This window comes from Methylorubrum rhodesianum, assembly GCF_014199985.1.
GTDB classification, from domain to species: domain Bacteria; phylum Pseudomonadota; class Alphaproteobacteria; order Rhizobiales; family Beijerinckiaceae; genus Methylobacterium; species Methylobacterium rhodesianum.
In genome coordinates, this window is record NZ_JACHOS010000010.1 from 170682 (window position 1) to 190741 (window position 20060).

The 20060-nt window shown below is 70.0% G+C and carries 15 protein-coding genes; 8 read left to right on the forward strand and 7 right to left on the reverse strand.

Annotated features, from left to right (window positions below):
- Positions 1 to 162 precede the first annotated feature (162 nt).
- The 3 genes from HNR01_RS16115 to HNR01_RS16125 are packed head-to-tail and all read left to right on the forward strand — an operon-like array spanning position 163 to position 5275.
- On the forward strand, positions 163 to 1548 hold the full coding sequence (locus HNR01_RS16115) for a flagellar hook protein FlgE (RefSeq protein WP_017487135.1): 1386 nt from the start codon (positions 163 to 165) through the stop codon (positions 1546 to 1548).
- Positions 1549 to 1574: 26 nt separating this feature from the next.
- The gene (gene flgK, locus HNR01_RS16120; RefSeq protein WP_183668602.1) at positions 1575 to 3467 is read left to right on the forward strand and encodes a flagellar hook-associated protein FlgK; all 1893 of its coding nucleotides are present in this window, start codon (positions 1575 to 1577) and stop codon (positions 3465 to 3467) included.
- A 14-nt stretch (positions 3468 to 3481) separates the two neighbouring features.
- Positions 3482 to 5275 carry a flagellin gene (locus HNR01_RS16125; protein WP_183668604.1) on the forward strand — a complete coding sequence of 598 codons (1794 nt, stop codon included), beginning with the start codon at positions 3482 to 3484 and terminating at the stop codon, positions 5273 to 5275.
- A 155-nt stretch (positions 5276 to 5430) separates the two neighbouring features.
- Here the strand turns inward: HNR01_RS16125 and HNR01_RS16130 are convergent, their stop codons facing one another.
- From HNR01_RS16130 to HNR01_RS16150, 5 genes are all read right to left on the reverse strand, one after another.
- Positions 5431 to 6642, reverse strand: a complete 1212-nt coding sequence (locus HNR01_RS16130; RefSeq protein WP_183668606.1) for a DUF4167 domain-containing protein — start codon at positions 6640 to 6642, stop codon at positions 5431 to 5433.
- A gap of 546 nt (positions 6643 to 7188) precedes the next feature.
- A complete protein-coding gene (gene prmC / locus HNR01_RS16135; protein WP_183668608.1) occupies positions 7189 to 8079 on the reverse strand; it encodes a peptide chain release factor N(5)-glutamine methyltransferase in 891 nt (296 codons plus the stop codon).
- 93 nt (positions 8080 to 8172) lie between these two features.
- Entirely contained in the window at positions 8173 to 9258 is a 1086-nt protein-coding gene (gene prfA, locus HNR01_RS16140) for a peptide chain release factor 1 (protein ID WP_017487130.1), read from the reverse strand.
- Between the two features lie 74 nt (positions 9259 to 9332).
- Positions 9333 to 11594 (reverse strand): phosphoenolpyruvate--protein phosphotransferase, encoded by a 2262-nt coding sequence (gene ptsP / locus HNR01_RS16145; RefSeq protein ID WP_183668610.1) that lies wholly within the window; start codon positions 11592 to 11594, stop codon positions 9333 to 9335.
- 71 nt (positions 11595 to 11665) lie between these two features.
- Positions 11666 to 12901 (reverse strand): aspartate kinase, encoded by a 1236-nt coding sequence (locus HNR01_RS16150; RefSeq protein WP_096484081.1) that lies wholly within the window; start codon positions 12899 to 12901, stop codon positions 11666 to 11668.
- Between the two features lie 169 nt (positions 12902 to 13070).
- Here HNR01_RS16150 and ubiG point away from each other — a divergent pair, with 169 nt between their 5' ends.
- From ubiG to HNR01_RS16175, 5 genes are all read left to right on the forward strand, one after another.
- A complete protein-coding gene (ubiG, locus tag HNR01_RS16155) occupies positions 13071 to 13817 on the forward strand; it encodes a bifunctional 2-polyprenyl-6-hydroxyphenol methylase/3-demethylubiquinol 3-O-methyltransferase UbiG (protein WP_183668611.1) in 747 nt (248 codons plus the stop codon).
- 57 nt (positions 13818 to 13874) lie between these two features.
- Positions 13875 to 14447, forward strand: coding sequence for a YbhB/YbcL family Raf kinase inhibitor-like protein (locus tag HNR01_RS16160; RefSeq protein ID WP_183668613.1), 573 nt, complete (start codon positions 13875 to 13877; stop codon positions 14445 to 14447).
- A 179-nt stretch (positions 14448 to 14626) separates the two neighbouring features.
- Complete coding sequence (locus HNR01_RS16165; protein WP_183668662.1) at positions 14627 to 15607, forward strand: NADPH:quinone oxidoreductase family protein; 981 nt, start codon at positions 14627 to 14629, stop codon at positions 15605 to 15607.
- Positions 15608 to 15949: 342 nt separating this feature from the next.
- Positions 15950 to 16933, forward strand: a complete 984-nt coding sequence (locus HNR01_RS16170; protein WP_183668663.1) for a cytochrome-c peroxidase — start codon at positions 15950 to 15952, stop codon at positions 16931 to 16933.
- A gap of 60 nt (positions 16934 to 16993) precedes the next feature.
- Positions 16994 to 18646, forward strand: a complete 1653-nt coding sequence (locus HNR01_RS16175; RefSeq protein WP_153875861.1) for a methyl-accepting chemotaxis protein — start codon at positions 16994 to 16996, stop codon at positions 18644 to 18646.
- 100 nt (positions 18647 to 18746) lie between these two features.
- On the opposite strand, the gene ruvC is transcribed toward HNR01_RS16175, so the two are convergent.
- Together ruvC and HNR01_RS16185 are read right to left on the reverse strand one after the other, a co-directional pair.
- Positions 18747 to 19316 carry a crossover junction endodeoxyribonuclease RuvC gene (gene ruvC / locus HNR01_RS16180; RefSeq protein WP_153875862.1) on the reverse strand — a complete coding sequence of 190 codons (570 nt, stop codon included), beginning with the start codon at positions 19314 to 19316 and terminating at the stop codon, positions 18747 to 18749.
- Between the two features lie 86 nt (positions 19317 to 19402).
- Positions 19403 to 20032: a YceI family protein gene (locus tag HNR01_RS16185; RefSeq protein WP_183668614.1), complete on the reverse strand. Its 630-nt coding sequence runs from the start codon at positions 20030 to 20032 to the stop codon at positions 19403 to 19405.
- Between the last annotated feature and the right edge of the window lie 28 nt (positions 20033 to 20060).

Sequence of the window (20060 nt, forward strand, 5' to 3'; positions counted from 1 at the left end):
ACGCTTGCACCCGGCAGAAACTGCCGCGCGGCCCGGCGAGATGAGCCAAATCTGCCGAGACGGCGCGGAGCCACCCCAACAATTCCAGCAACTTAACCCTGGCACGGCGATTGCGCCCCCGCATCCACCGCCCCGTGCGGCCTTGTGGAGCGAGTCAACGCCATGGACGTCTTTTCCGCGCTTCAGACCGCGGTCTCGGGCCTGAAGGCGCAATCCTTCTCGCTGAGCAACATTTCCGGCAACATCGCGAACTCGCAGACGACCGGCTACAAGCGCATCGATACGGGCTTCGTCGACATGCTCGTCGACAGCAGCAACACCAGGAACCAGACCGCGGGTTCGGTCGGCGCCTTCTCGGAGCTCACCAACTCGATCCAGGGCAACAAGGTCTCGACCGGCGTCTCGACCAACATGGCCCTGGACGGCGAGGGCTTCTTCGTGGTGCGCAAGAAGACCACCGACGCGGGCGGCAGCGAGAGCTTCTCCACGGCCAACCTCTACACCCGCCGCGGCGACTTCGCTCCGGACAAGGACGGCTACCTCGTCAACGGTGCGGGCTCCTACCTCGTCGGCGCGAGCCTCGACCCCGTCACGGGCCAGACCAACGGGACCGGCGCGATCAAGATCTCCAACGCGATCATCCCGGCCAAGCCGACGACGACGATCACCTACTCGGCCAACCTGCCGAAATCGCCCGCCACCACCACGGCCGCCTCATCGAAGGGCCTGCTCTCCGCCTTCAGCGACGGTACCGACGCGCGGGTGACGCCGGCCAACGGCGCGACCGGGGGCACCGTGTCCCAGAGCAACGCCCAGAGCCTGATCGACAACAGCGTCGCCGGCCCGGCGCTGACCGTCTACACCGCCTCCGGCTCCCCCGTGAGCATCCAGAGCCGGTGGGCGAAGGTGGCCGCCGGCGACGCGGCGACCGGCACCAGCGACACCTGGAACCTGTTCATCGCCGACAAGACCAGCGTCGCCGGCAACCAGACGAGCTGGTCCAATATGGGCCAGGCCTTCACCTTCAGCGCCAGCGGGCAGTTGACCGCCCCGACCGGAAGCACGGTCCCGATCAACAACCTCACGGTCGACGGCGTCAACGTCGGCTCGGTCGGCCTCGATATCAGCGGCGGCCTGACGCAATACGCCGCCGCTTCCGGCACGGTGACCACCAACGACCTCAAGCAGAACGGCTACGCCTCGGGTTCGCTGAACTCCGTCGAGGTCGGCGAGAACGGCATCATCAGCGGCAAGTACTCGAACGGTTCCGTGATCGGGCTGGCCCGGATCGAAGTGGCCCAGTTCGTCAATCCGGACGGGCTGAAACCGGATTCGCTGGGCAACTACCAGCAGACCGTCGCCTCGGGCGAGGCGATCATCGGGCTCAAGGACTCGGCCGTGGTCGGTGCGAACGTCGAGCAATCGAATACCGACATTGCTGCGGAATTTTCCAAGATGATCGTTACCCAGCAGGCCTACTCTGCCAACACGCGAGTCATGTCCACGGCGCAGACGATGATTTCCGACCTCTTGAACGTCATCCGCTGACCGGTCCCTGAGGGAGGAGAGACGCCTTGGCTCTCGACGCGTTCAGCACGGCCACCGCCGGCCTGCGGGTCACGCAGGCCCAGATCGGGGTCGTCTCGCAGAACATCGCCAATGTCGGCACGGCGGGATATGTCCGGCGCACGCTCTCGCCCGTCAGTTCCGGCACGGGCAATGCGGGCGTCGCCACGGGCACGATCGGGCGCGCCCTCGACGCCGCGGCGCTCAAGCAGCTCCGCTCCGAAACATCGGGCGCTTCCTACACCTCCCTGATGTCCAAGACGCGCTCGCAGCTCGACACGCTCTACGGACGCCCGGGCGACAGCACGGCGCTCGACAGCGTGTTCAACAGCTTCACGCTCTCGCTTCAGACGCTGGCGGCCAATCCGACCTCGACGGCCGCGCGGGCGACGGTGCTCAGCGCGGCCAACGACATCGCCACACGCATCGGCAGCGCCGCCAACGGAGTTCAGGCCCTGCGCTCGGGGCTGGAGACGCAACTCGACATCGACACCGAGAAAGCGAACAGCCTGCTCGCGCAATTGGCCAAGCTCAACACCCGCATCGTCGCGGCATCGGCCGGCGACCCGAGCCGCCCGGATCTCGAGGACCAGCGCGACCAAGCGCTCACGAGCCTCTCGGGCCTCATCGACATCAACGCCGTCACACAGAGCGACGGCAGCGTGAGCGTGCTGACGAGCTCCGGCGTCACCCTGCTCGACCGCTCCGACGCCGCCTCGCTCAGCTTCGATCGCCGCGGCACGCTGTCGGCCAATGCGCTCTACGATCCCGACCCGTCGCAGAGCGGGGTCGGCACCATCGTCGCGACGACGCCCGGCGGCGGCAAGATCGACCTGCTCGCCTCCGGAGCGATCCGATCTGGCTCGATCGCCGCTGCGATCGAGCTGCGCGACACGGTGCTGCCGCAGGCCCAGCGCCAGCTCGACGACCTCGCGGCGGGCCTGTCGCGGGCGATGTCCGACCGTCTCGCCACCGGCACGGTTCCCACCGACGGCACCAAGGGCGGCTTCGACATCGACCTGACCGGACTCTCGGCCGGCAATGCCCTCACTCTGACGGTCCAGGACGGGAGCGGGACGCAACGCAACATCATCCTGGTGCCGTCCTATCAATCGCCGCCGCCGGCGATCCCGGCCGGGAACACCGACGACGCGAACGCCACTGTGATCCCGTTCACCATCCCCCAGCCCGGTCCGGGCCGCGACCCCGCCACGGTCCGCGACGCGATCGCCGCCGCCCTCGGGGGAGGCTACTCCGTGTCGAGCGCCCCGGGGGGCGCGGCGGGGGCGATGCGGATCCTGTCGACCGGCGGCGCCACCCTGGTGGCCGCGAGCGCCAGCGTCACGCAAGTGACCTCGTCGAGCGACATCAAGGGTTCCACGACGCAGATTCCGCTCTTCGTCGACGGCGCGTCCGCCGCGCTCTACACCGGCTCCTTCGACGGCGGCTCGCAGCTCACCGGCTTCGCCCAGCGCATCGCCGTGAACCCCGCGGTGGTCGGCAGCGCCGGCAGCCTCGTCGGCATCACCGGGACGGGCGCCGGATCGAGCACCGGGGACGGGACCCGGCCCCAGGCCCTCTACAGCGCGCTGACGGGCACGCAGCGTCTGTTCTCCTCGTCGAGCGGCATCAGCGGCATCGACGCGCCGACACGTTCGAGCGTCGCGGACTTCGTCCAGGGCGTCATCTCGGTGCAGGGGGCGGCGGCGGCGGCGGCGCAGGATCTCGACGAGGGGCAGAGCATCGCCCTCTCGACGGCGCAGGGGCGCTTCGCCTCCGCCTCCGGCGTCAATATCGACGAGGAGATGTCGAATCTGATCGCGCTCCAGCAGGCCTACGCCGCCAACGCCCGCGTGCTGACCGCCGCCCGCGACATGATCGATACCCTGCTCAGGATCTAGCTGCGGAACCGCCGATGACCATTTCCGCCTTCGCCGCCGGCACGTATCGCTTCGACCGCCAGTCGGCGAGCCTCGTCGGCATGAAGAACCAGCTCGACGGGCTGGCCCAGCAGCTCTCGACGGGGCGCACCGCCGAGACCTATGGCGGCCTCGGCGTGGCGCGCACCACCAGCCTCAGCGCCCACGCGGCGATCAGCGCCCAGGACGGCTATCTCGCGGCGATCACCTCGGCCGAGACCCGGGTGAAGCTCACGAGCGCCAGCCTGACCCAGCTCAAGTCGCTCTCCGACAGCACCCGATCCAATCTCAGCGGCAACGTCGCCTCCCGCAACCAGACCCTGCCGGCGACCACCGTGCAGCTTGCCGCCAACAACCTCGCGGCGGCCGTCGATGCCCTGAATCAGCAGGCGGGCGGGGTCTACGTCTTCTCGGGGCGGGCCACCGACACGCAACCGGTCGTGTCCCAGCAGGCCATGATGGACGGCATCCCGGCGGAGGGCCTGGACGGGCTCAAGGCGCTGATTGCCGAGCAGAAGAAGGCCGATCTCGGCCCCTCGGGGAACGGACGCCTGATCCAGGGCATCGGCACACGGACGGTCAGCCTTTTCGAGGATTCGAACCCGGAGGCGCGGGCGAATTTCGGCTTCGCGCTCATGGCCGCGTCGAGCTCGAACGCCGCGACCCTCGGCGCCAGCTTCATCCCCGGGGCAAAACCGGACGTCTCCCTGAACTTCGCGCAGCAGCCCGTCGACGGTGCGCAGGTGCGGGTGGTCGTGCAGCTCGCCGACGGCAGTCAGAAGACCCTCGACCTGACGGCGCGGGCAGGCGAGGCCGGGAACGCGGCGGGTGCCTTCTCCATCGGCAGCACCACGGCCGAGACCGCGGCGAACCTGAAGCGGGCGCTCGGCGGAGCCGACATCGCCAGCGTGCAGAGCGCGAACCCTCCCGGGGTGACGGCCGCCTTCGCCAACGGGCAGGCCGCCTCGACCTCCTTCACGGTCGGCAACGGGGTCGCGGCCGGCGACTCCATCACGCTCAAGCTCGGCCTGCATGACGGCACGACCAAGACGATCACCCTGACGGCCGCCGCCACCGCCGATCCCGCCTCCACGGCGGCCTTCGCCATCGGCGCGACGCCGGATGACACCACCGCGAACCTGTCGCGGGCGCTCCAGAACGCCCTGACGGCGGCCGCCAACACCGGACTCTCGGCGAGCTCGACGGCGCGCGCCTCGCTCAACTTCTTCGAGGGGTCGCCCGTCGAGGGCCTGAGCCCGCGACGTGTCGCGGCCGACGGCAACGGCTACGCCGAGACCGCGAGCGCCAAGACCGTGATCTGGTACAAGGGCGACACCGCCGCCGACCCCCGGGCCACGGCGACCGTGCAGGCCGGCACCAGCCGGACGGTGGAGATCGGCGCGCAAGCCAACGAGGAGGCGATCCGCCGGACGCTGGCCGGCATCGCCGCGATGGCGGCCGAAGGCTTCACCACGTCCGCCGGCACGGTCGATACCGCGCGTTTCGAGGCGGTCTCCAGCCGGTCGGCGAGCCTGCTCACCGCGAGCGAGGGCCAGCAAAGCCTGGAGCAGCTCGGCACCGATTTCGGCCTCGCGGCCAGCAGCATGGCCAACGCGAAATCGGTGGCGAACACCACCAAGGCAACGCTCGAGGCATCCCTCGACGGTGTCGACACGGTGTCGACGGAAGAGGTCGCGGCCAAGCTCCTAAGCCTGCAGACGCAGTTGCAGGCGAGCTACAAGGTGACCTCGATCCTCTCCGAGATGAGCCTCGTGAACTACCTGCGCTGAGGCAGACCCTCGGCGGCCGGCATACCACGCTCACAGCCACCCGAAACAAGAACGGCCCGAGGTTTCCCTCGGGCCGTTCGTCATCCCCGATCCGGTCGATCCCTGTGGGATGGTGGATCGGGGCTTTGCTGAAACACCGCGCGGGCGGGCCGATCTTACTCGGCCGCGTCCGGCGTATCGGCCTTCTCCGGGGCAGCCTCGCCCTCGGCGCCCTTGTAGCGCGTCCGGCGACGCCGGGGCTTGGGCGCGGGGGCCTCGTCGCCCGAGGGAAGCTCGGCGGCGGGCGCCGCCTCGCGCGGCTCCGGCGCGGACCGCGGCGCCGCGGCCTCGGCCGGCGGCGGTGCCGGATTCCGGGTTGCCGTCATCAGGAAGGCGGGCAGTGCCGACGGATCGGCGACCTCGGCCGCCGCGGCGCGACTGGCTTCGCTCGCACGAGCGCGCCCGCGCCGCGGCGCAGGGCTGTCGGGACGCACCGGCCCCTCGGACCGCGGGGCGGCCTCGGCACGGGGCTCCGGACGCGGCTCGGCTACGCGAGCCTCCTGGCGCGGCTCGGGGCGCGCTTCCTGGCGGGGCTCTTGACGCGGCGCCTCGGAGAGATCGGGACGGCCGTTCTCGAACCGCGCCGCATCGCGGCGGTTCTCACGGGGGCCGTCACGGCCCTCCTGAGGCGGCTGGCCGAAATCCTGCCGGTAATCTTGGCGCCGGTCCTGCCGATAATCCTGGCGGTGACCGTCCTGACGGGAATAGTCCTGACGGGAATCCTGGCGATCCTGGCGCTCGGGCCGGTCCTGGCGATCTTGACGATCTTGGCGGAAATCCTGACGCGGTTCGCCGCGGTTATAATCCTGCCGGTTGCCCTCGAAGCGCTGGCCGCGGTCGTTGCGATCCCCACGCTCGTTGCGATCGTTTCGGTCGCGGCCCTGGAAGCGCTGATTGCGATCGTTGCGGTCGCGGCCCTGGTTCCGGCCGTCGAAGTCGTGGCGCTCGAACGGCTGCGGCTGCTGGGCCGGATCGCCGTACTCGTCGCTTCCGTAGCCGAAGCCGGGGCGGCCGCCCTCGGCGGTCTGGCCCTGCACGGCCTCCTCGTCGCCGTCCTCGTCCTCGTCGAAGCCGTTGCGGGCATAGCCCTGGCTGGCCTGCGGACGACCCGGCTCCTGGGCGCCGGTGATGATGCGGAAGTAGTGCTCGCCGTGCTGGAAGTAGTTTTCAGCCGCGATCGGATCGCCGCTCGCCAAAGCGTCGCGGGCGAGCTGGGCGTACTTGTCGGCGATGTGCTGGGCGGTGCCGCGGATTTTGACGTCGGGACCGTTCGACTCGTAGGAGCGCGTCAGCGGATTCGGACCCTTGGGCCGATTGCGGCCCCGCATCCGTCGATTCTGGTTTGGTCTCATCGGCCTCGATTGACCCTCGTTACCTGTCGCTCAGCGTGACTGACAGCGCCGGAGCCCTGCTCGCGGGCGAAACGGGCCGGGCGCAGGGCGCCCGAGCGCGCACATCCCGCGATGTTTGCCGCTCGTCCGGTGGCTGCGCTCCGTTCGGCGCGCCGCGAGACATCCCTCGACTGTCAGGTTCGATCCCACCGAGCCTGGCCGCGACTGCCGGAGCGCGTCCGCTCGATGGTGGGAAGACCGTCCGAAGCCGGAGGACACGGTCAAAACCGATCCTGCCGATACCGTCTTAAAGAGTGCCTCACAAAACTCCCGGAATTCGGGAGCTCCCTTTGGCCGTCACGGCGCAGCGGGAGTTTTGTGAGAGACGCTCAACGGGCCGTTGGCGGTCTGCATGTCTAAGCTAGTGACTGACGCCCTCGACAACAAGCATTTTTTCGGAGCAACGTCGGCTTATGCCGGATTTCTGCGGGTTCGGTGGTGCTTCGCGCCGCGCCCCGGCCCCGAATCCACCCCTTCGACCCGTCACCTGCCCGCCAAGGATGGCCGAAGCGTGACGACGCGATCGTTGCCGGCGAGGTCCCGGCCGACCCGCGCTTCGGCAAAGCCCGCCGTCTGCGCGAGGCGGGTCAAGGCCGGCGCCTGGTCGTAGCCGATCTCCAGGACGAGGGCGCCGCCCGCGGAGAGCAGGCCGGGCCGCTGGGCGACTCCCGAGAGAATCGCCCGGTAGGCGTCGAGACCGTCCTCCCCGCCGTCGAGGGCGGCGCGCGGATCGTGCAGGCGCACCTCCGGCTGGAGCGTCGCGATGACGGAGGCGGCGATATAGGGCGGGTTCGAGACGATCAGGTCGAACGGTCCCGTCAGCGCCTCGAGCCAGGAGCCGCACAGGAAGGCGGCACGGTCCCCGACGCCGTTCGCCTCCGCGTTCCGGCGGCCGACCGCCAGGGCGCCCTGCGCCCGGTCGAGACCGATGCCGAAGGCGTTGGCGCGCTCGTGCAGCAGCGCCACGAGGATACAGCCGGAGCCGGTGCCGAGATCGATCAGGCGTAGCGGCCGATCCCGCTCGGGAAACAGGCGGAGTGCCGCCTCCACCACGCTCTCGGTGTCGGGCCGCGGCACCAGCGTGTCCGGTCCGAGGGCGAAAGGCAGTCCCCAGAACTCCCAGGCGCCGATGATTCGCGCCACCGGCTCGCCCGCGAGGCGCCGCGCCGCGGCGCCCCGGAGCGCTCCCGCGCCAGCCTCGCCGAGGGGGTCGCGCCCGCGCAGGGTGAGATCGAGGGGCGAGAGACCGAGGGCGTGCAGGGCGAGGAAGCGGGCATCCGTGCGGGCCTCGGGCAGGCCGGCCGCCTCGAAGCTCTGGACGAGACGGCGCAGAGCGGCGTCGCGGGACAGGGCCGGCGCGAAATCAGGGGACATGCCGGACAACGCGCGAGGTCCTCCGCGCCTCTCCCGCCCCGCATCCGCGAGGCGCCCTCCCCCGCGGACGCGACAGGGCCAGACGCCGCCCCCTCACGCCATTCCCTCGGCCGCCAGCAGTTCGGCCTGATGTTCGGTCACCAGCGCGTCGATCACCTCGTCGAGCGCCGGGCCGGCCATGACCTCCTCCAGCTTGTAGAGGGTGAGGTTGATGCGGTGGTCGGTGACGCGGCCCTGAGGGAAGTTGTAGGTGCGGATGCGCTCGGAGCGGTCGCCGGAGCCGACCTGCGCCTTGCGGTCGGCGGCCCGCGCCGAATCCTTGGCGGACCTCTCGGCATCGAACAGCCTGGCCCGCAGCAGCGCCATCGCCCGCGCACGGTTCTTGTGCTGCGAGCGCTCCTCCTGCACGAACACCACCACGCCCGTCGGGATGTGGGTGATGCGGATCGCCGATTCCGTCTTGTTGACGTGCTGGCCACCCGCTCCCTGCGCCCGCATGGTGTCGATCTTCAGGTCGGCCTCGTTGACGACGACGTCGACCTCCTCCGCCTCCGGCAGCACGGCCACCGTGGCGGCGGAGGTGTGGATGCGCCCCTGCGTCTCGGTGTCGGGCACGCGCTGGACGCGGTGCGCCCCGCTCTCGAACTTGAGCCGCGAGAACACGGAGCGGCCCTTCACCTCGGCGACCACCTCGCGATAGCCGCCGACGGTGCCCTCGCTCTCCGAGATCACCTCGACGCGCCAGCCCTTCGACTCGGCGTATTTGGCGTACATGCGGAACAGGTCGCCCGCGAACAGAGCGGCCTCGTCGCCGCCAGTGCCGGCGCGGATCTCGAGGATGGCGCTCTTCTCGTCGGCCGCGTCCTTGGGCAGCAGCATGAGCTGCAGCGCGCGGTGGGCCTGTTCGAGCGCCTCCTCGGCCTCCGGCTTCTCCTCGGCCGCGAGGGCGCGCATCTCGGGATCGCCACCGGGCTCGTCGATCAGCGCGCGGATGCCGGCGAGGTTCGCCTCGGCTGCACGGTAATGATGGATCGCCGCCACGACGCCGTCGAGTTCGGACAGTTCGCGGGAGAGCTGCACGATGCTCTCGGCGTCGGCCGAACCGTCGGCGAGCTGCGCGGTGACGAACGCGTGCCGAGCCAGGATGGCGTCGAGGCGATCGGAAGGAATGGGGGTCATCGCCCTGACTATACTCGCGACGGATCTGACAGTTGACGGATGGTTGGGAAGATCCGGCCCGGCCGGACAGCGTGTCAGATAGGCACGCCGTTGGCCTTCGCATACGCCGCCAGCGCTGGCCGGACCGAGGCGCCGTCGGTCACCCGGTTCAGTTCGGTCTCGATCAGTTGCGCGACCTCGCCGGCATGGGCGGAGAGCACCATCGCCTTGATCGGACCGATCGCCGCCGGGGACATCGAGAATTCGCGAAAGCCGAGGCCGATCAGCGCCAGCGCCTCCAGCGGGCGCCCACCGATCTCGCCGCAGACGGTGGCGGGGCAGCCCTGCGCGGCGGCGCGGTCAGCGATCAGGCGGAAGGCCCGCATCGCCGCCCCGGACAAGGGATCGAAGCGGTTGGCCACGCGCCGATTCTCGCGATCGACCGCGAACAGGAACTGCATCAGATCGTTGGAGCCGACCGAGAGGAAGTCCGCCTCGCGGGCGATCTCGTCGATCTGGAACAGCAGCGAGGGCACCTCGACCATCGCGCCGAGGCGGCAATCGCTGGGCAGAACGTAGCCGTGGCGGCGCAGGTGCGCCTTCTCGCGCTCGACGATATCGCGGGCGCGGGTGAACTCCTCGACGGTGGCGACCATCGGGAACATGATCTTGATCGGGCGCCCGGCCGCGGCCTTCAGGAGTGCGCGCAACTGCACCCGCAGCAGCGCCGGCCGGTCGAGCCCGATGCGGATCGCCCGCCAGCCGAGGGCCGGGTTCTCCTCCTCGAGAGCCGGCATATAGGGGAGGATCTTGTCGCCGCCGATATCGAGGGTGCGGATCGTGACCGGCAGGTCACCGGTGGCCGAATAGACCGCCTCATAGAGCGTCTGCTGCTCGGCCGCCGAGGGCATGCGCTCGGCGATCATGAACTGCAGCTCGGTGCGGAACAGGCCGACGCCCTCCGCCCCGGTCTCGTGCAGATGGGTGAGATCGACCAGCAGGCCGGCATTGAGGTGCAGGCCGATCTTCACGCCGTCGCGGGTGACGGCGGGCACGTCGCGCAGCGCCCGGTACTGCTCCTGCCGCCGGGCGCGCAGGCGCACCATCTCGGCATAGGACGCCTCGACCTCGGGCGTCGGCCGGATCTGCACCTCGCCGGAGAGGCCGTCGACGATGATCGCGTCGCCCGAATCGCACAGGCCGGTGGCGTTGGCGATCTCGCCGACCGCGGGAATGCCGAGGGCGCGGGCGACGATGGCAATGTGGCTCGTCGGCCCGCCCTCCTCCAGAACCACGCCACGCAGGCGGGCGCGGTCGTAGTCGAGGAGCGCGGCCGGCCCCATGGAGCGGGCGACCAGGATCGCGTTCTCCGGCAAGCCGTCGCCGCTCCGTCCCTCCTGGCCGACGAGGCGGCGCAGCAGGCGGTTGGCGAGATCGTCGAGATCGTGCAGGCGGTCGCGCAGGTAGGGGTCGCTCTGGCGCAGCATCCGGGCGCGGTTGTCCGACTGCACCCGCTCCACCGCGGCTTCCGCCGTGAGGCCGGACTGGACCGCCTCGCGCATCCGCCGGAGCCAGCCCTTGTCGTGGGCGAACATGCGGACCGTCTCGAGTATCTCGCGGGACTCGCCCGAACTGAGGCCGTCGCCGCGCTCGACCAGCTCGTCGATCGCCGAGCGCACATCCTCGATCGCCTCTTCGAGCCGCTCCATCTCGCGCTCGACGTTCTCGGCGATCAGCGTCTTCACGACGATGCGCGGCTCGTGCAGCACGACGTGGCCGAGCCCGATCCCGTCGGCGAGCGCCACGCCGCGCTGGCTCACCGGGCGGCGCGCCGCGGTGCCGGCGCCGGGCGACAGCGCCTGAAGCTCGCCCGAGGCGATCAGCTCCGCCAGCACCATGGCAGTGGTCTGGAGCGCCTCGATCTCCTCCTCGGAATAGACGCGGTAGGTCTTGTTCTGGACCACCAGCACGCCGAGGGTGTTCCCGGCCCGCAGGAGCGGCACGCCGAGGAAGGCGTGGTAGATCTCCTCGCCCGTTTCCGGCCGATACGAGAAGGAGGGGTGCGACTGCGCGTCCGAGAGCGCCAGCGGCTCGGCGGTCTTGGCGATCAGGCCGACGAGGCCTTCGTCCGCGCGCATGCGGGTGATGTGGACCGCGTCTCGGTTCAGACCCTCGGTTGCAAACAGTTCGAGGGTGTTGTCATCGCGCACCACGTAGACCGAGCACACCTCGGCGATCACGTTCGCCGCGATGAGGACGACGATCCGGTCGAGGCGCTGCTGCGGGCTGACCGGCTCCGCCATGGCTTCGCGGAGCCGGCGCAGCAGCAGGCGCGGGCCTCCGGGCGCAGCGGGCATCGTGTCGTCAATCCGGGTCGGCCGGCGCAACCCCGGCTTGTGAGCCGATGGGCCGGCGCCGACGGGAACGGTCAGGCCTGGTCGAGGCCGTATAGCGAGTGGAGCGTGCGAACGGCAAGCTCCGTGTAGGCGGCGTCGATCAGGACCGAGAACTTGATCTCGGACGTGGTGATCGCGCGAATGTTGATACCCTTCTGCGCCAGCGCCCGGAAGGCCTTGGCTGCAACGCCCGCATGCGAGCGCATGCCGACACCGATCGCCGAGACCTTGACCACGTCGGTGGCGCCCTCGATCTGGCCGAACTGGATCGTGTCGCGCTGCGCGTCGAGGATGGCGCGGGAGCGCTCGTAATCGGCGGCCGGCACGGTGAAGGTCATGTCGGTGGTGGACTGATCGCCGGACACGGTCTGGATGATCATGTCGACGTTGATGTTGGCGTCCGCCAGCGGGCCGAAGATCGCCGCGGCGATGCCGGGGCTGTCCTTCACGGCGCGCAGGGTGATCTGCGCCTCGTCCTTCGAGAAGGCGATGCCGGTGATGATCTGCTGTTCCACGATTTGGTCCTCGTCGCAGATGAGGGTGCCCGGCCGCGCGGCATCGGGGGGATCGAAGGAGGAGCGCACCGTCGTCGGCACCCGGTGCACCATGGCGAGCTCGACGGAGCGCACCTGCAGCACCTTGGCGCCGAGGGATGCCATCTCCAGCATCTCCTCGAAGGTCACGCGCTCCATGCGCTTGGCCTTGGGCACCACGCGGGGATCGGTGGTGTAGACCCCGTCCACGTCGGTGTAGATGTCGCAGCGCTCCGCGCCGATGGCGGCGGCGATGGCGACCGCCGAGGTGTCCGAGCCGCCGCGTCCGAGCGTCGCGATCCGGCCGGTCTCGGCATGGACGCCCTGGAAGCCGGCGATGACCGCAACCTCTCCGCGGGCGAAGCCGGCGTCGAGATTCTTCGGGTCGATGCCCTCGATCCGGGCCGAGCCGTGCGCCTCGGAGGTGTGGATCGGGATCTGCCAGCCCTGCCAGGAGCGGGCCTTGATGCCGTCCTTGTTGAGCGCGATCGCGAGAAGCCCCGAGGTGACCTGCTCGCCCGAGGCCACGACCGTGTCGTACTCCGCCGCGCCGTAGAGCGGGTCGGCATCCTTGACCCAGCCGACCAGTTCGTTGGTCTTGCCCGACATCGCCGAGACCACGACCGCGACCTCGTAGCCGGCCGCGACCTCGCGGGCGACGTGGCGCGCCACGTTGCGGATGCGGTCGACGTTGGCGACGGAGGTGCCGCCGAATTTCATCACCAAACGGGGCATGTCGCGTCCGGTCTGCTCATCTTGTCCCCACGGTGCCGGCCGCGAGGCCGGCGCGCCGCGTCGCCTCAGGAAAACAACACGGCGCGGCTGTACCGGGGATGCGCCCGGCGGGTACAAGGGCCCCCCGGCCGTGTCAATCGGACGGACCGCAGGTTCAAACGATGCGAAAGTGAGCCGGATGACGGGTGCCTCGATCGACCGGGACGAAGTGGCGCGCTTCGACGCCCTGGCCGCGCGCTGGTGGGACGAGCGCGGGCCGATGGCGGTTCTGCACAAGTTCAATCCCGTCCGGGTCGGCTATATCCGCGACGAGGCCTGCCGCATCTTCGACCGCGATCCGGCCGCCCCGTTCCCCCTCGAAGGGCTCAGCGTAATCGATATCGGCTGCGGCGGCGGGGTGCTGTCGGAGCCGCTGGCCCGGCTCGGCGCCAGCGTGACCGGGCTCGACCCCGCATCCGGCAACGTCGCGGCCGCGCGCGCCCATGCCGAGGCCGAGGGGCTGAGCATCGACTACCGCGACGAGACCATCGAGGCGGTGGCGGCGCGCGGCGAACGCTTCGACATCGTGCTCGCCATGGAGGTGGTCGAGCACGTCTCCGACCGCGCCGGTTTTCTGCACGCGTGCTGCACCACCGTGAAGCCGGGCGGCCTGCTGTTCGCCGCCACCCTCAACCGGACGATGCGCTCCTTCGCGCTCGCCATCGTCGGCGCCGAGTACGTGCTGCGCTGGCTGCCGCGGGGCACCCACGACTGGGAGAAGTTCGTGACGCCGCGGGAACTCGCCGCCGACCTCGCGGCGGGCGGACTCACCGTCACCGACACGACCGGGGTGGTCTACAACCCGCTCAACGATTCCTGGCGTGCGAGCCGCGACACCGGGGTGAACTACATGATCGCGGCGCACCGCCCCGCCTGAACGAAGCCGGGCGGTGTTCGTTGAGGGATCTCCAGGAGGAAGCGGAGACCTTCGCACATGCTCGAGAAGCTGCCGCACGCCCTCGGCGAGGCCCTGTCCGGCGTCAGGGCCGGCGCGGAGAAGGCCGCGTTCCACACCGTCGCGGCGGAGGCGCCCGCGACGCTCCGCGTGACGAGCGCGGCCTTCCCCGACACCACGGCGATCCCGGCCCGCTACACCGCGGACGGCGAAGGGCTCTCGCCGCCGCTCGCCGTCTCCGGCGTGCCGGACGCTGCCGCCGCCCTGGTGCTGTTCGTGGAGGATCCGGACGCGCCCTCCCCTCACCCCCTCGTTCATCTCATCGCCTGGAACCTGCCGCCGGAAGACCAGAGCCTTCCGGAGGGTGCGTTCGCGAGCCCGGCGGGCGAGGGAGCCCGGCACGATCTCGGCCGCAACTCGTTCCTGAAGGACGGCTGGCTCCCGCCGGACCCGCCGACCGGCCACGGTCCGCACCACTACCTCTTTCAGGTTTTCGCGCTCGCCCGCCCGGCTGAGCTGCCCGCCTCACCGGGTCGCGGCGCCCTGCTCGAGGCGCTTCAAGGCAACGTGATCGCCAAGGGGCTGCTCACGGGGACCTACGAGCGACCGTGAGCGTCCTGCCCTACGGGAGCGTCTTGCCCTACCGTGGGCGTCTTGCCCTACCGTGGGCGTCTTGCGCTCACGGCGCGCGAGCGGGCATGAGCGTCATCGAACGCGGCGCTCCGCCCGGCTCCCCGTCCGTCGGGGCGGCCCTGCGGGATGACCGGCGAGACGAGGGAGACGGCGCGGACATGAAGGCCCTGGTGTGCAGCCGGCTCGGTGGCCCGGAGGATCTGAGCCTTGAGGATCTTCCCGATCCGGTGCCGGGGCCCGGCGAAGCGCTGGTGCGGGTGCGGGTCGCCGCGCTGAACTTCTTCGATACGCTGATCATCGCCGGCCGCTATCAGGTGAAGCCGGAACGGCCGTTCTCGCCGGGCGGCGAGGCCTGCGGGGTGATCGAGTCCCTGGGGCCGGGCGCGGAGGGATTCTCCGTCGGCGACCGCGTGATGGTCCATCTCAGCCACGGCACCGCCCGCGAGCGGATCGCGGTGCCCCTCATGCGCCTCGCGCGGGTGCCGGACGCGGTTTCCGACGAGGTCGCCGCGGGACTCTCGATCACCTACGGCACCACGCTCCACGCGCTGCGGGACCGCGCCGCCATCCGGCCGGGCGAAACCCTGGTCGTGCTCGGCGCCTCGGGCGGCGTCGGGCTTGCGGCGGTCGAACTCGGCAAGCTTCTCGGGGCGCGCGTCATCGCCTGCGCCTCCTCGCCGGAAAAGCTCGAGACGGCCCGCGCCCACGGCGCCGACGATCTCGTCGACTACAGGGCGGACAACCTGCGGGAGGCGTTGCGCCGCCTCACCGGCGAGCGGGGCGTCGACGTCGTCTACGATGCCGTCGGCGGAGACCTCGCCGAGCCCGCCATGCGCTCGCTCGGCTGGAAGGGCCGCTTCCTCGTGATCGGCTTCGCCGCGGGCGAGATCCCGAAGTTCCCTCTCAACGTCATCATGCTCAAGGGCATCGACGTGCAGGGCGTGCATTGGGGCGCCTTCGTCGAGCGCGAACCGGAGACGCACAGGGCGAACCAAGCCCAGCTGCTGGCCTGGGCGGCGGAGGGCAAGCTGACGGTGAAGGTGCACGGCACCTATCCCCTCGCGGCCTATGCGGAGGCGCTCGGGGTTCTCGTCCGCCGCGAGGCGGTGGGCAAGGTGTTGCTCGATCTCAGAGGCTAGAATCGCGCTCGACCGGACGGGGGCGGGCGACGTCTGCAAGCCTCCCCGACTCCATCCTTCGAGGCAGGCGTGGTTTCAATGCTCAAGCGAGCCGATCAGACAGCCTGCAACCGAAATAATCCGCATGATCGGTCATTTGTTGTTCAAATTAGGAAATTATACTCATCTTAAACCGTCTCTTGTCTTTCGATCGCCATGATGAAACCAGAGATATATTACTATATTTACAAAAGATCGGCTGAACAAAAATTCTTAAGACCTGTATTTGATAAGTGATCGCAACAGCAGCGGTCAGTTTTTCAGGTCGTTCCCATGCGTTCGAAGTTCAGCTTCATCGTCTCGATGCGGCTTTTGGTCGGCTGCCTCGTTCCCGCAGCCGCAGGAGCCCAAAGTCTTAAAGCCGGCAAGGCCGCCTACAAGCGCCCGACGCACATCCCGTTCCCGGAGGAGGCCCCCTACTCGCCGCAACTGGCGACGATGGGCAAGATGCTGTTCTTCGATCCCCGCCTGAGCGGGAAGCAGAACCTGAGCTGCGCGAGCTGCCACAACCCGTCCTTCGGATTCGAGGTGCCGGTGCCCGGAGCGATCGGCGCCACCAACAGGCCCCTCGCCCGCAAGGCCCCCTCGGTGCTCAACGCGGCCTGGATCCCGACCCTGTTCTGGGACGGGCGCGCGCCGAACCTCGAGACGCAGGCGATGGGACCCATCACCGCCGATGCCGAGATGGACGGCAAGTTTCCGGAGATCGTCGCCCGCCTCAAGCGCATCCCCGAATACAAGGCCTCGTTCGACGCGCTGTTTCCCGGCCGCGGAGTGACGCAGGACACGATCCTGACCGCCATCGCCACCTACGAGCGGACGGTCGTCTCCGGCTGGGCGCCGTTCGACCGCTGGATCGACGGCGACGAGGCGGCGATGTCGAGCGAGGCCAAGCGCGGCTTCGCGCTCTTCACCGGCAGGGCGGCCTGTTCGGGCTGCCATACCGGCTGGAACTTCACCGACAACAAGTTCCACGACATCGGGGTGGAGACCAGGGATATCGGCCGCGCCGCCTTCGATCCCGACGACCGCTACGCGACGCACGCCTTCAAGACGCCGGGCCTGCGCAACCTCAGCTACCGGGCGCCCTTCGGCCATGCCGGTCAGTTCGCGGATCTCGAAGCGATCATCGCGCACTACGAGAACGGCGGCGTGTCGCGTCCCTCGAAGTCGCCGCTGATGAAGCCGGTCAGCCTCAGCGACGGCGAGCGCGCGGACCTGATCGCCTTCCTGCGCTCGCTGACCGCGGACCAGACCGAGACGGCCCTGCCGAACCTGCCGAACTGACCGGCCTTCCGGCCCACGCCCGCCCTCCCCCTTTCAGACGAACGACGAGACGGCCCCGCGATGTCGATTCGCCATAAGATCCTGTTGCCGCTCCTCGGCTTCATGCTGCTCGGCGGGCTCCTGTCCGCGATGACGGGCCTGACCGGCCTCTCCGCCTTCGGCGAACTCTCGGGCCTGGCCGGGCGCGCGGTCGAGGCTAGCGAGGCCAGCCGCACCGCCCGCGACCGCTTCCGCCGGGCCGAAGCCCTGGTGGCGCGGGTCACCGCCATGACCGACCTCCTCGACGTCACCCGGATCGGCGGAGAGTTCACCGCGAACGCCGACGCCCTCGAGGCGGGGCTCGGGCGCCTGAAGGCCTCGGCGCTCTCGGAGCGGATGCTCGCCCTGTCCGACGCCGCCGAGGCCGAAGCCCGGCAATGGCGCGCGGGCGCGGAGATCCTTCTGGGGCTGCGCAAGGCGCGCGAAATTCCGACCCTCGCCGTGATGGCGCGCTACGGCGCGGCGGTCGGCCGCGATCTCGACGAGGCCGTGACCCTGGCCGGTCAGGAGGCGCAGGCGCAGATCGACGCCACGGGCACGGCGATGTCGTGGAAGATCTGGCTGATGCTCGGCCTCTCCACCGCGACCGTCGGAGCCGGTGCGGGCGTCGCGTTCTGGCTCGCGGGGACGCTGTCGAAGCCCCTGGTCGGCCTCGCCCGCGATACGACGCGGCTGGCGGGCGGCGATCTCGACGTCGCCCTGCCGGATACCGGCCGCCGCGACGAGATCGGGGCGATGGTCGCCGCCGTGCGGGTGTTCAAGGACAACCTCATCCGCAGCCGTACCCTCGAAGCCGAGACCGCCCAGGCCGGCGCGGCCGCCGAGCGCCGGGCGATGGTGCGCAGCCTCGCCGACGGCTTCGAGGCCTCGGTCGGCCGGATCGTCGGCACGGTCGGCACCTCCGCCGCCGAGCTGCGCGAGACCGCCCGGACGATGAGCGTCACCGCCCAGCGCACGGCCGAGCGCACCGCCCGGATGACCGAAGCGGCCGGCGAGGCCGCCGCGAACGTCGATGCGGTGGCGGCGGCGACCGAGCAGCTCGGAACCTCCGTCGTCGAGATCGGCCGCCAGATGCAGGCATCGGCCGACCTCGCCCGCGGGGCGGTGACGGATGCCGACCGGACGGCCGGCGTGGTGCGGGACCTCAGCGCCGCCACCGCGCAGATCGGCGAGATGGTCGCCCTGATCTCGAACATCGCCAGCCAGACCAACCTTCTGGCCCTGAACGCCACCATCGAGGCGGCCCGCGCCGGCGAGGCCGGGCGAGGCTTCGCGGTGGTGGCCTCGGAGGTGAAGGCGCTCGCCACCCAGACGACGCGAGTCACCGACGAGATCACGACGCAGATCACGCGGATCCAGGGGGTGACCGGTCAGGCCGTGGCGGCGATCGGCAGCATCACGACGCGGATCGGCGAGATCGATACGGTGTCCGTCTCGATCACCGGTGCCGTCGGCGAGCAGGGCGCGGCCACGAACGAGATCGTGCATCGGGTCGGCCGGACCGCGCAGGACACCCGCGCCGTGACCGGTCACGTCGCCGAGGTCACGGAGGCCGCCGAACGGACGGGACGCGCTGCCGACCACGTCCTGCAGGCCGCCTCCGACATGTCGGCCCAGGCCGATCATCTACGGCAGGAGGTCGCCCGCTTCCTCGTCGATGTCAGAGCCGCGTAAGCATCGTTCCGAAGATCGGACGCCCGGCCACGGCAGGGGCGGCCGGTCCTGATCGGTGCATGATCATCGAGTCTTCGTCGCCGAATTATCGTCGCCGATGTCAGCGGTCGAGCCGCGCCAGCGCCGCGGCGATGCGGGCCGCCCCCGGCCCTCCGCCGGAGGCGACGGCGTGGCGGCGATCGAGGGCGATGGCGCCGCGATGGCTCGCATGGGTGATGGCGATGGCGAGCGCGTCGGCGGCGTCGGCGAGCTTGAACTCCGCCTTCGGCAGCAGGAACTTCACCATCGCCTGGATCTGGGCCTTCTCCGCGTGACCGTTTCCGGCCACCGTCTTCTTCACCAGGTTGGCGGCGTATTCCGCCACCGGCAATCCGGCGAGCGCCGGCACCAGGAGCGCCACGGCCCGGGCATGGCCGAGCTTGAGCGTCGCCTGCGCGTCCTTGTTGACGAAGGTTTCCTCGACCGAGACCTCGTCGGGCGCGTGGGTCGTGACGATGCGGGTGAGCCCCTCGTGCAGTTCGCGCAGGCGCAGCGCCAGGGGTAGGTCCCCGTCCGAGGTGACGACGCCGCAGGCGAGATAGGACAGCTTGGTGCCCCGCGCCGCGATCAGCCCCCAGCCGGTGCGGCGGAGGCCGGGATCGATGCCGAGTATGCGGACGTCCGTGGTCATGGCCTCGGCCTCCTTCAGAGCATCGAACCGATAAGGTACGTACCGTGAACGAAGCCTTGCCGCAAACCCGCGGGCCGCGCCGAGGCCTACTGGAGCTTGAACTCGCCCTCCAGCCGGAGCGTCACCTCGTCGCCGAGCAGCGGCAGGAAGGCGTTCACGCCGAAATCGGAGCGCTTGATCTCCGTCCGGCCGTCGAAACCGACGGAGTAGATCTTGTCGACCGGATTGACGCCGGCCTGGTTGAAGGTGGCATCGAACGAGACCGGCTTCGACACGCCGCGCAGGGTCAGCGTTCCGTTGACCCGTGCGGTGGTCGGGCTCGTCGGCTCGACCGATTGGCTCACGAAGGTCGCCTCGGGGAACTTCTCCACGTCGAAGAAGTCCGGTTGCTTGAGATGGGCGTTGAGCTTGTCGTTCAGCCCGTTGGCGCTGCCGGTGCCGATCTTGATCGAGAGGGTGCTCTTGTCCGGCGCGGCCGGATCGAGCGTAAGGTCGCCCGAGACGTCGGTGAACTGGCCGTAATAGGTCGAGAAGCCGAGATGGCTGATCGACCAAGTGATCTTGCCGTGGGCGGGATCGAGGCGGTAACGCCCGGCCTTCACCTGTTTCGGATCCTTGGTCAGGGCCGGGGCAGCCTCCTGGGCCGGGGCCGCGCCGGGCGCGGCCAGGGTGAAGCCTGCCAGCAGGAGGGCGGCGAGGGCGAGCGTGCGCTTCATGTGGTCACCTTGTCGGTTGTGCCGCCAC

Coding starts and splice junctions, on each gene's coding strand:
- HNR01_RS16115 (WP_017487135.1), top strand. CDS start 163: ATGGACGTCTTTTCCGCGCTTCAGACCGCGGTCTCGGGCCTGAAGGCG.
- HNR01_RS16125 (WP_183668604.1), top strand. CDS start 3,482: ATGACCATTTCCGCCTTCGCCGCCGGCACGTATCGCTTCGACCGCCAG.
- HNR01_RS16130 (WP_183668606.1), bottom strand. CDS start 6,642: ATGCGGGGCCGCAATCGGCCCAAGGGTCCGAATCCGCTGACGCGCTCC.
- prmC (WP_183668608.1), bottom strand. CDS start 8,079: ATGTCCCCTGATTTCGCGCCGGCCCTGTCCCGCGACGCCGCTCTGCGC.
- prfA (WP_017487130.1), bottom strand. CDS start 9,258: ATGACCCCCATTCCTTCCGATCGCCTCGACGCCATCCTGGCTCGGCAC.
- ptsP (WP_183668610.1), bottom strand. CDS start 11,594: ATGCCCGCTGCGCCCGGAGGCCCGCGCCTGCTGCTGCGCCGGCTCCGC.
- HNR01_RS16150 (WP_096484081.1), bottom strand. CDS start 12,901: ATGCCCCGTTTGGTGATGAAATTCGGCGGCACCTCCGTCGCCAACGTC.
- HNR01_RS16160 (WP_183668613.1), top strand. CDS start 13,875: ATGCTCGAGAAGCTGCCGCACGCCCTCGGCGAGGCCCTGTCCGGCGTC.
- HNR01_RS16165 (WP_183668662.1), top strand. CDS start 14,627: ATGAAGGCCCTGGTGTGCAGCCGGCTCGGTGGCCCGGAGGATCTGAGC.
- HNR01_RS16170 (WP_183668663.1), top strand. CDS start 15,950: ATGCGGCTTTTGGTCGGCTGCCTCGTTCCCGCAGCCGCAGGAGCCCAA.
- HNR01_RS16175 (WP_153875861.1), top strand. CDS start 16,994: ATGTCGATTCGCCATAAGATCCTGTTGCCGCTCCTCGGCTTCATGCTG.
- ruvC (WP_153875862.1), bottom strand. CDS start 19,316: ATGACCACGGACGTCCGCATACTCGGCATCGATCCCGGCCTCCGCCGC.
- HNR01_RS16185 (WP_183668614.1), bottom strand. CDS start 20,032: ATGAAGCGCACGCTCGCCCTCGCCGCCCTCCTGCTGGCAGGCTTCACC.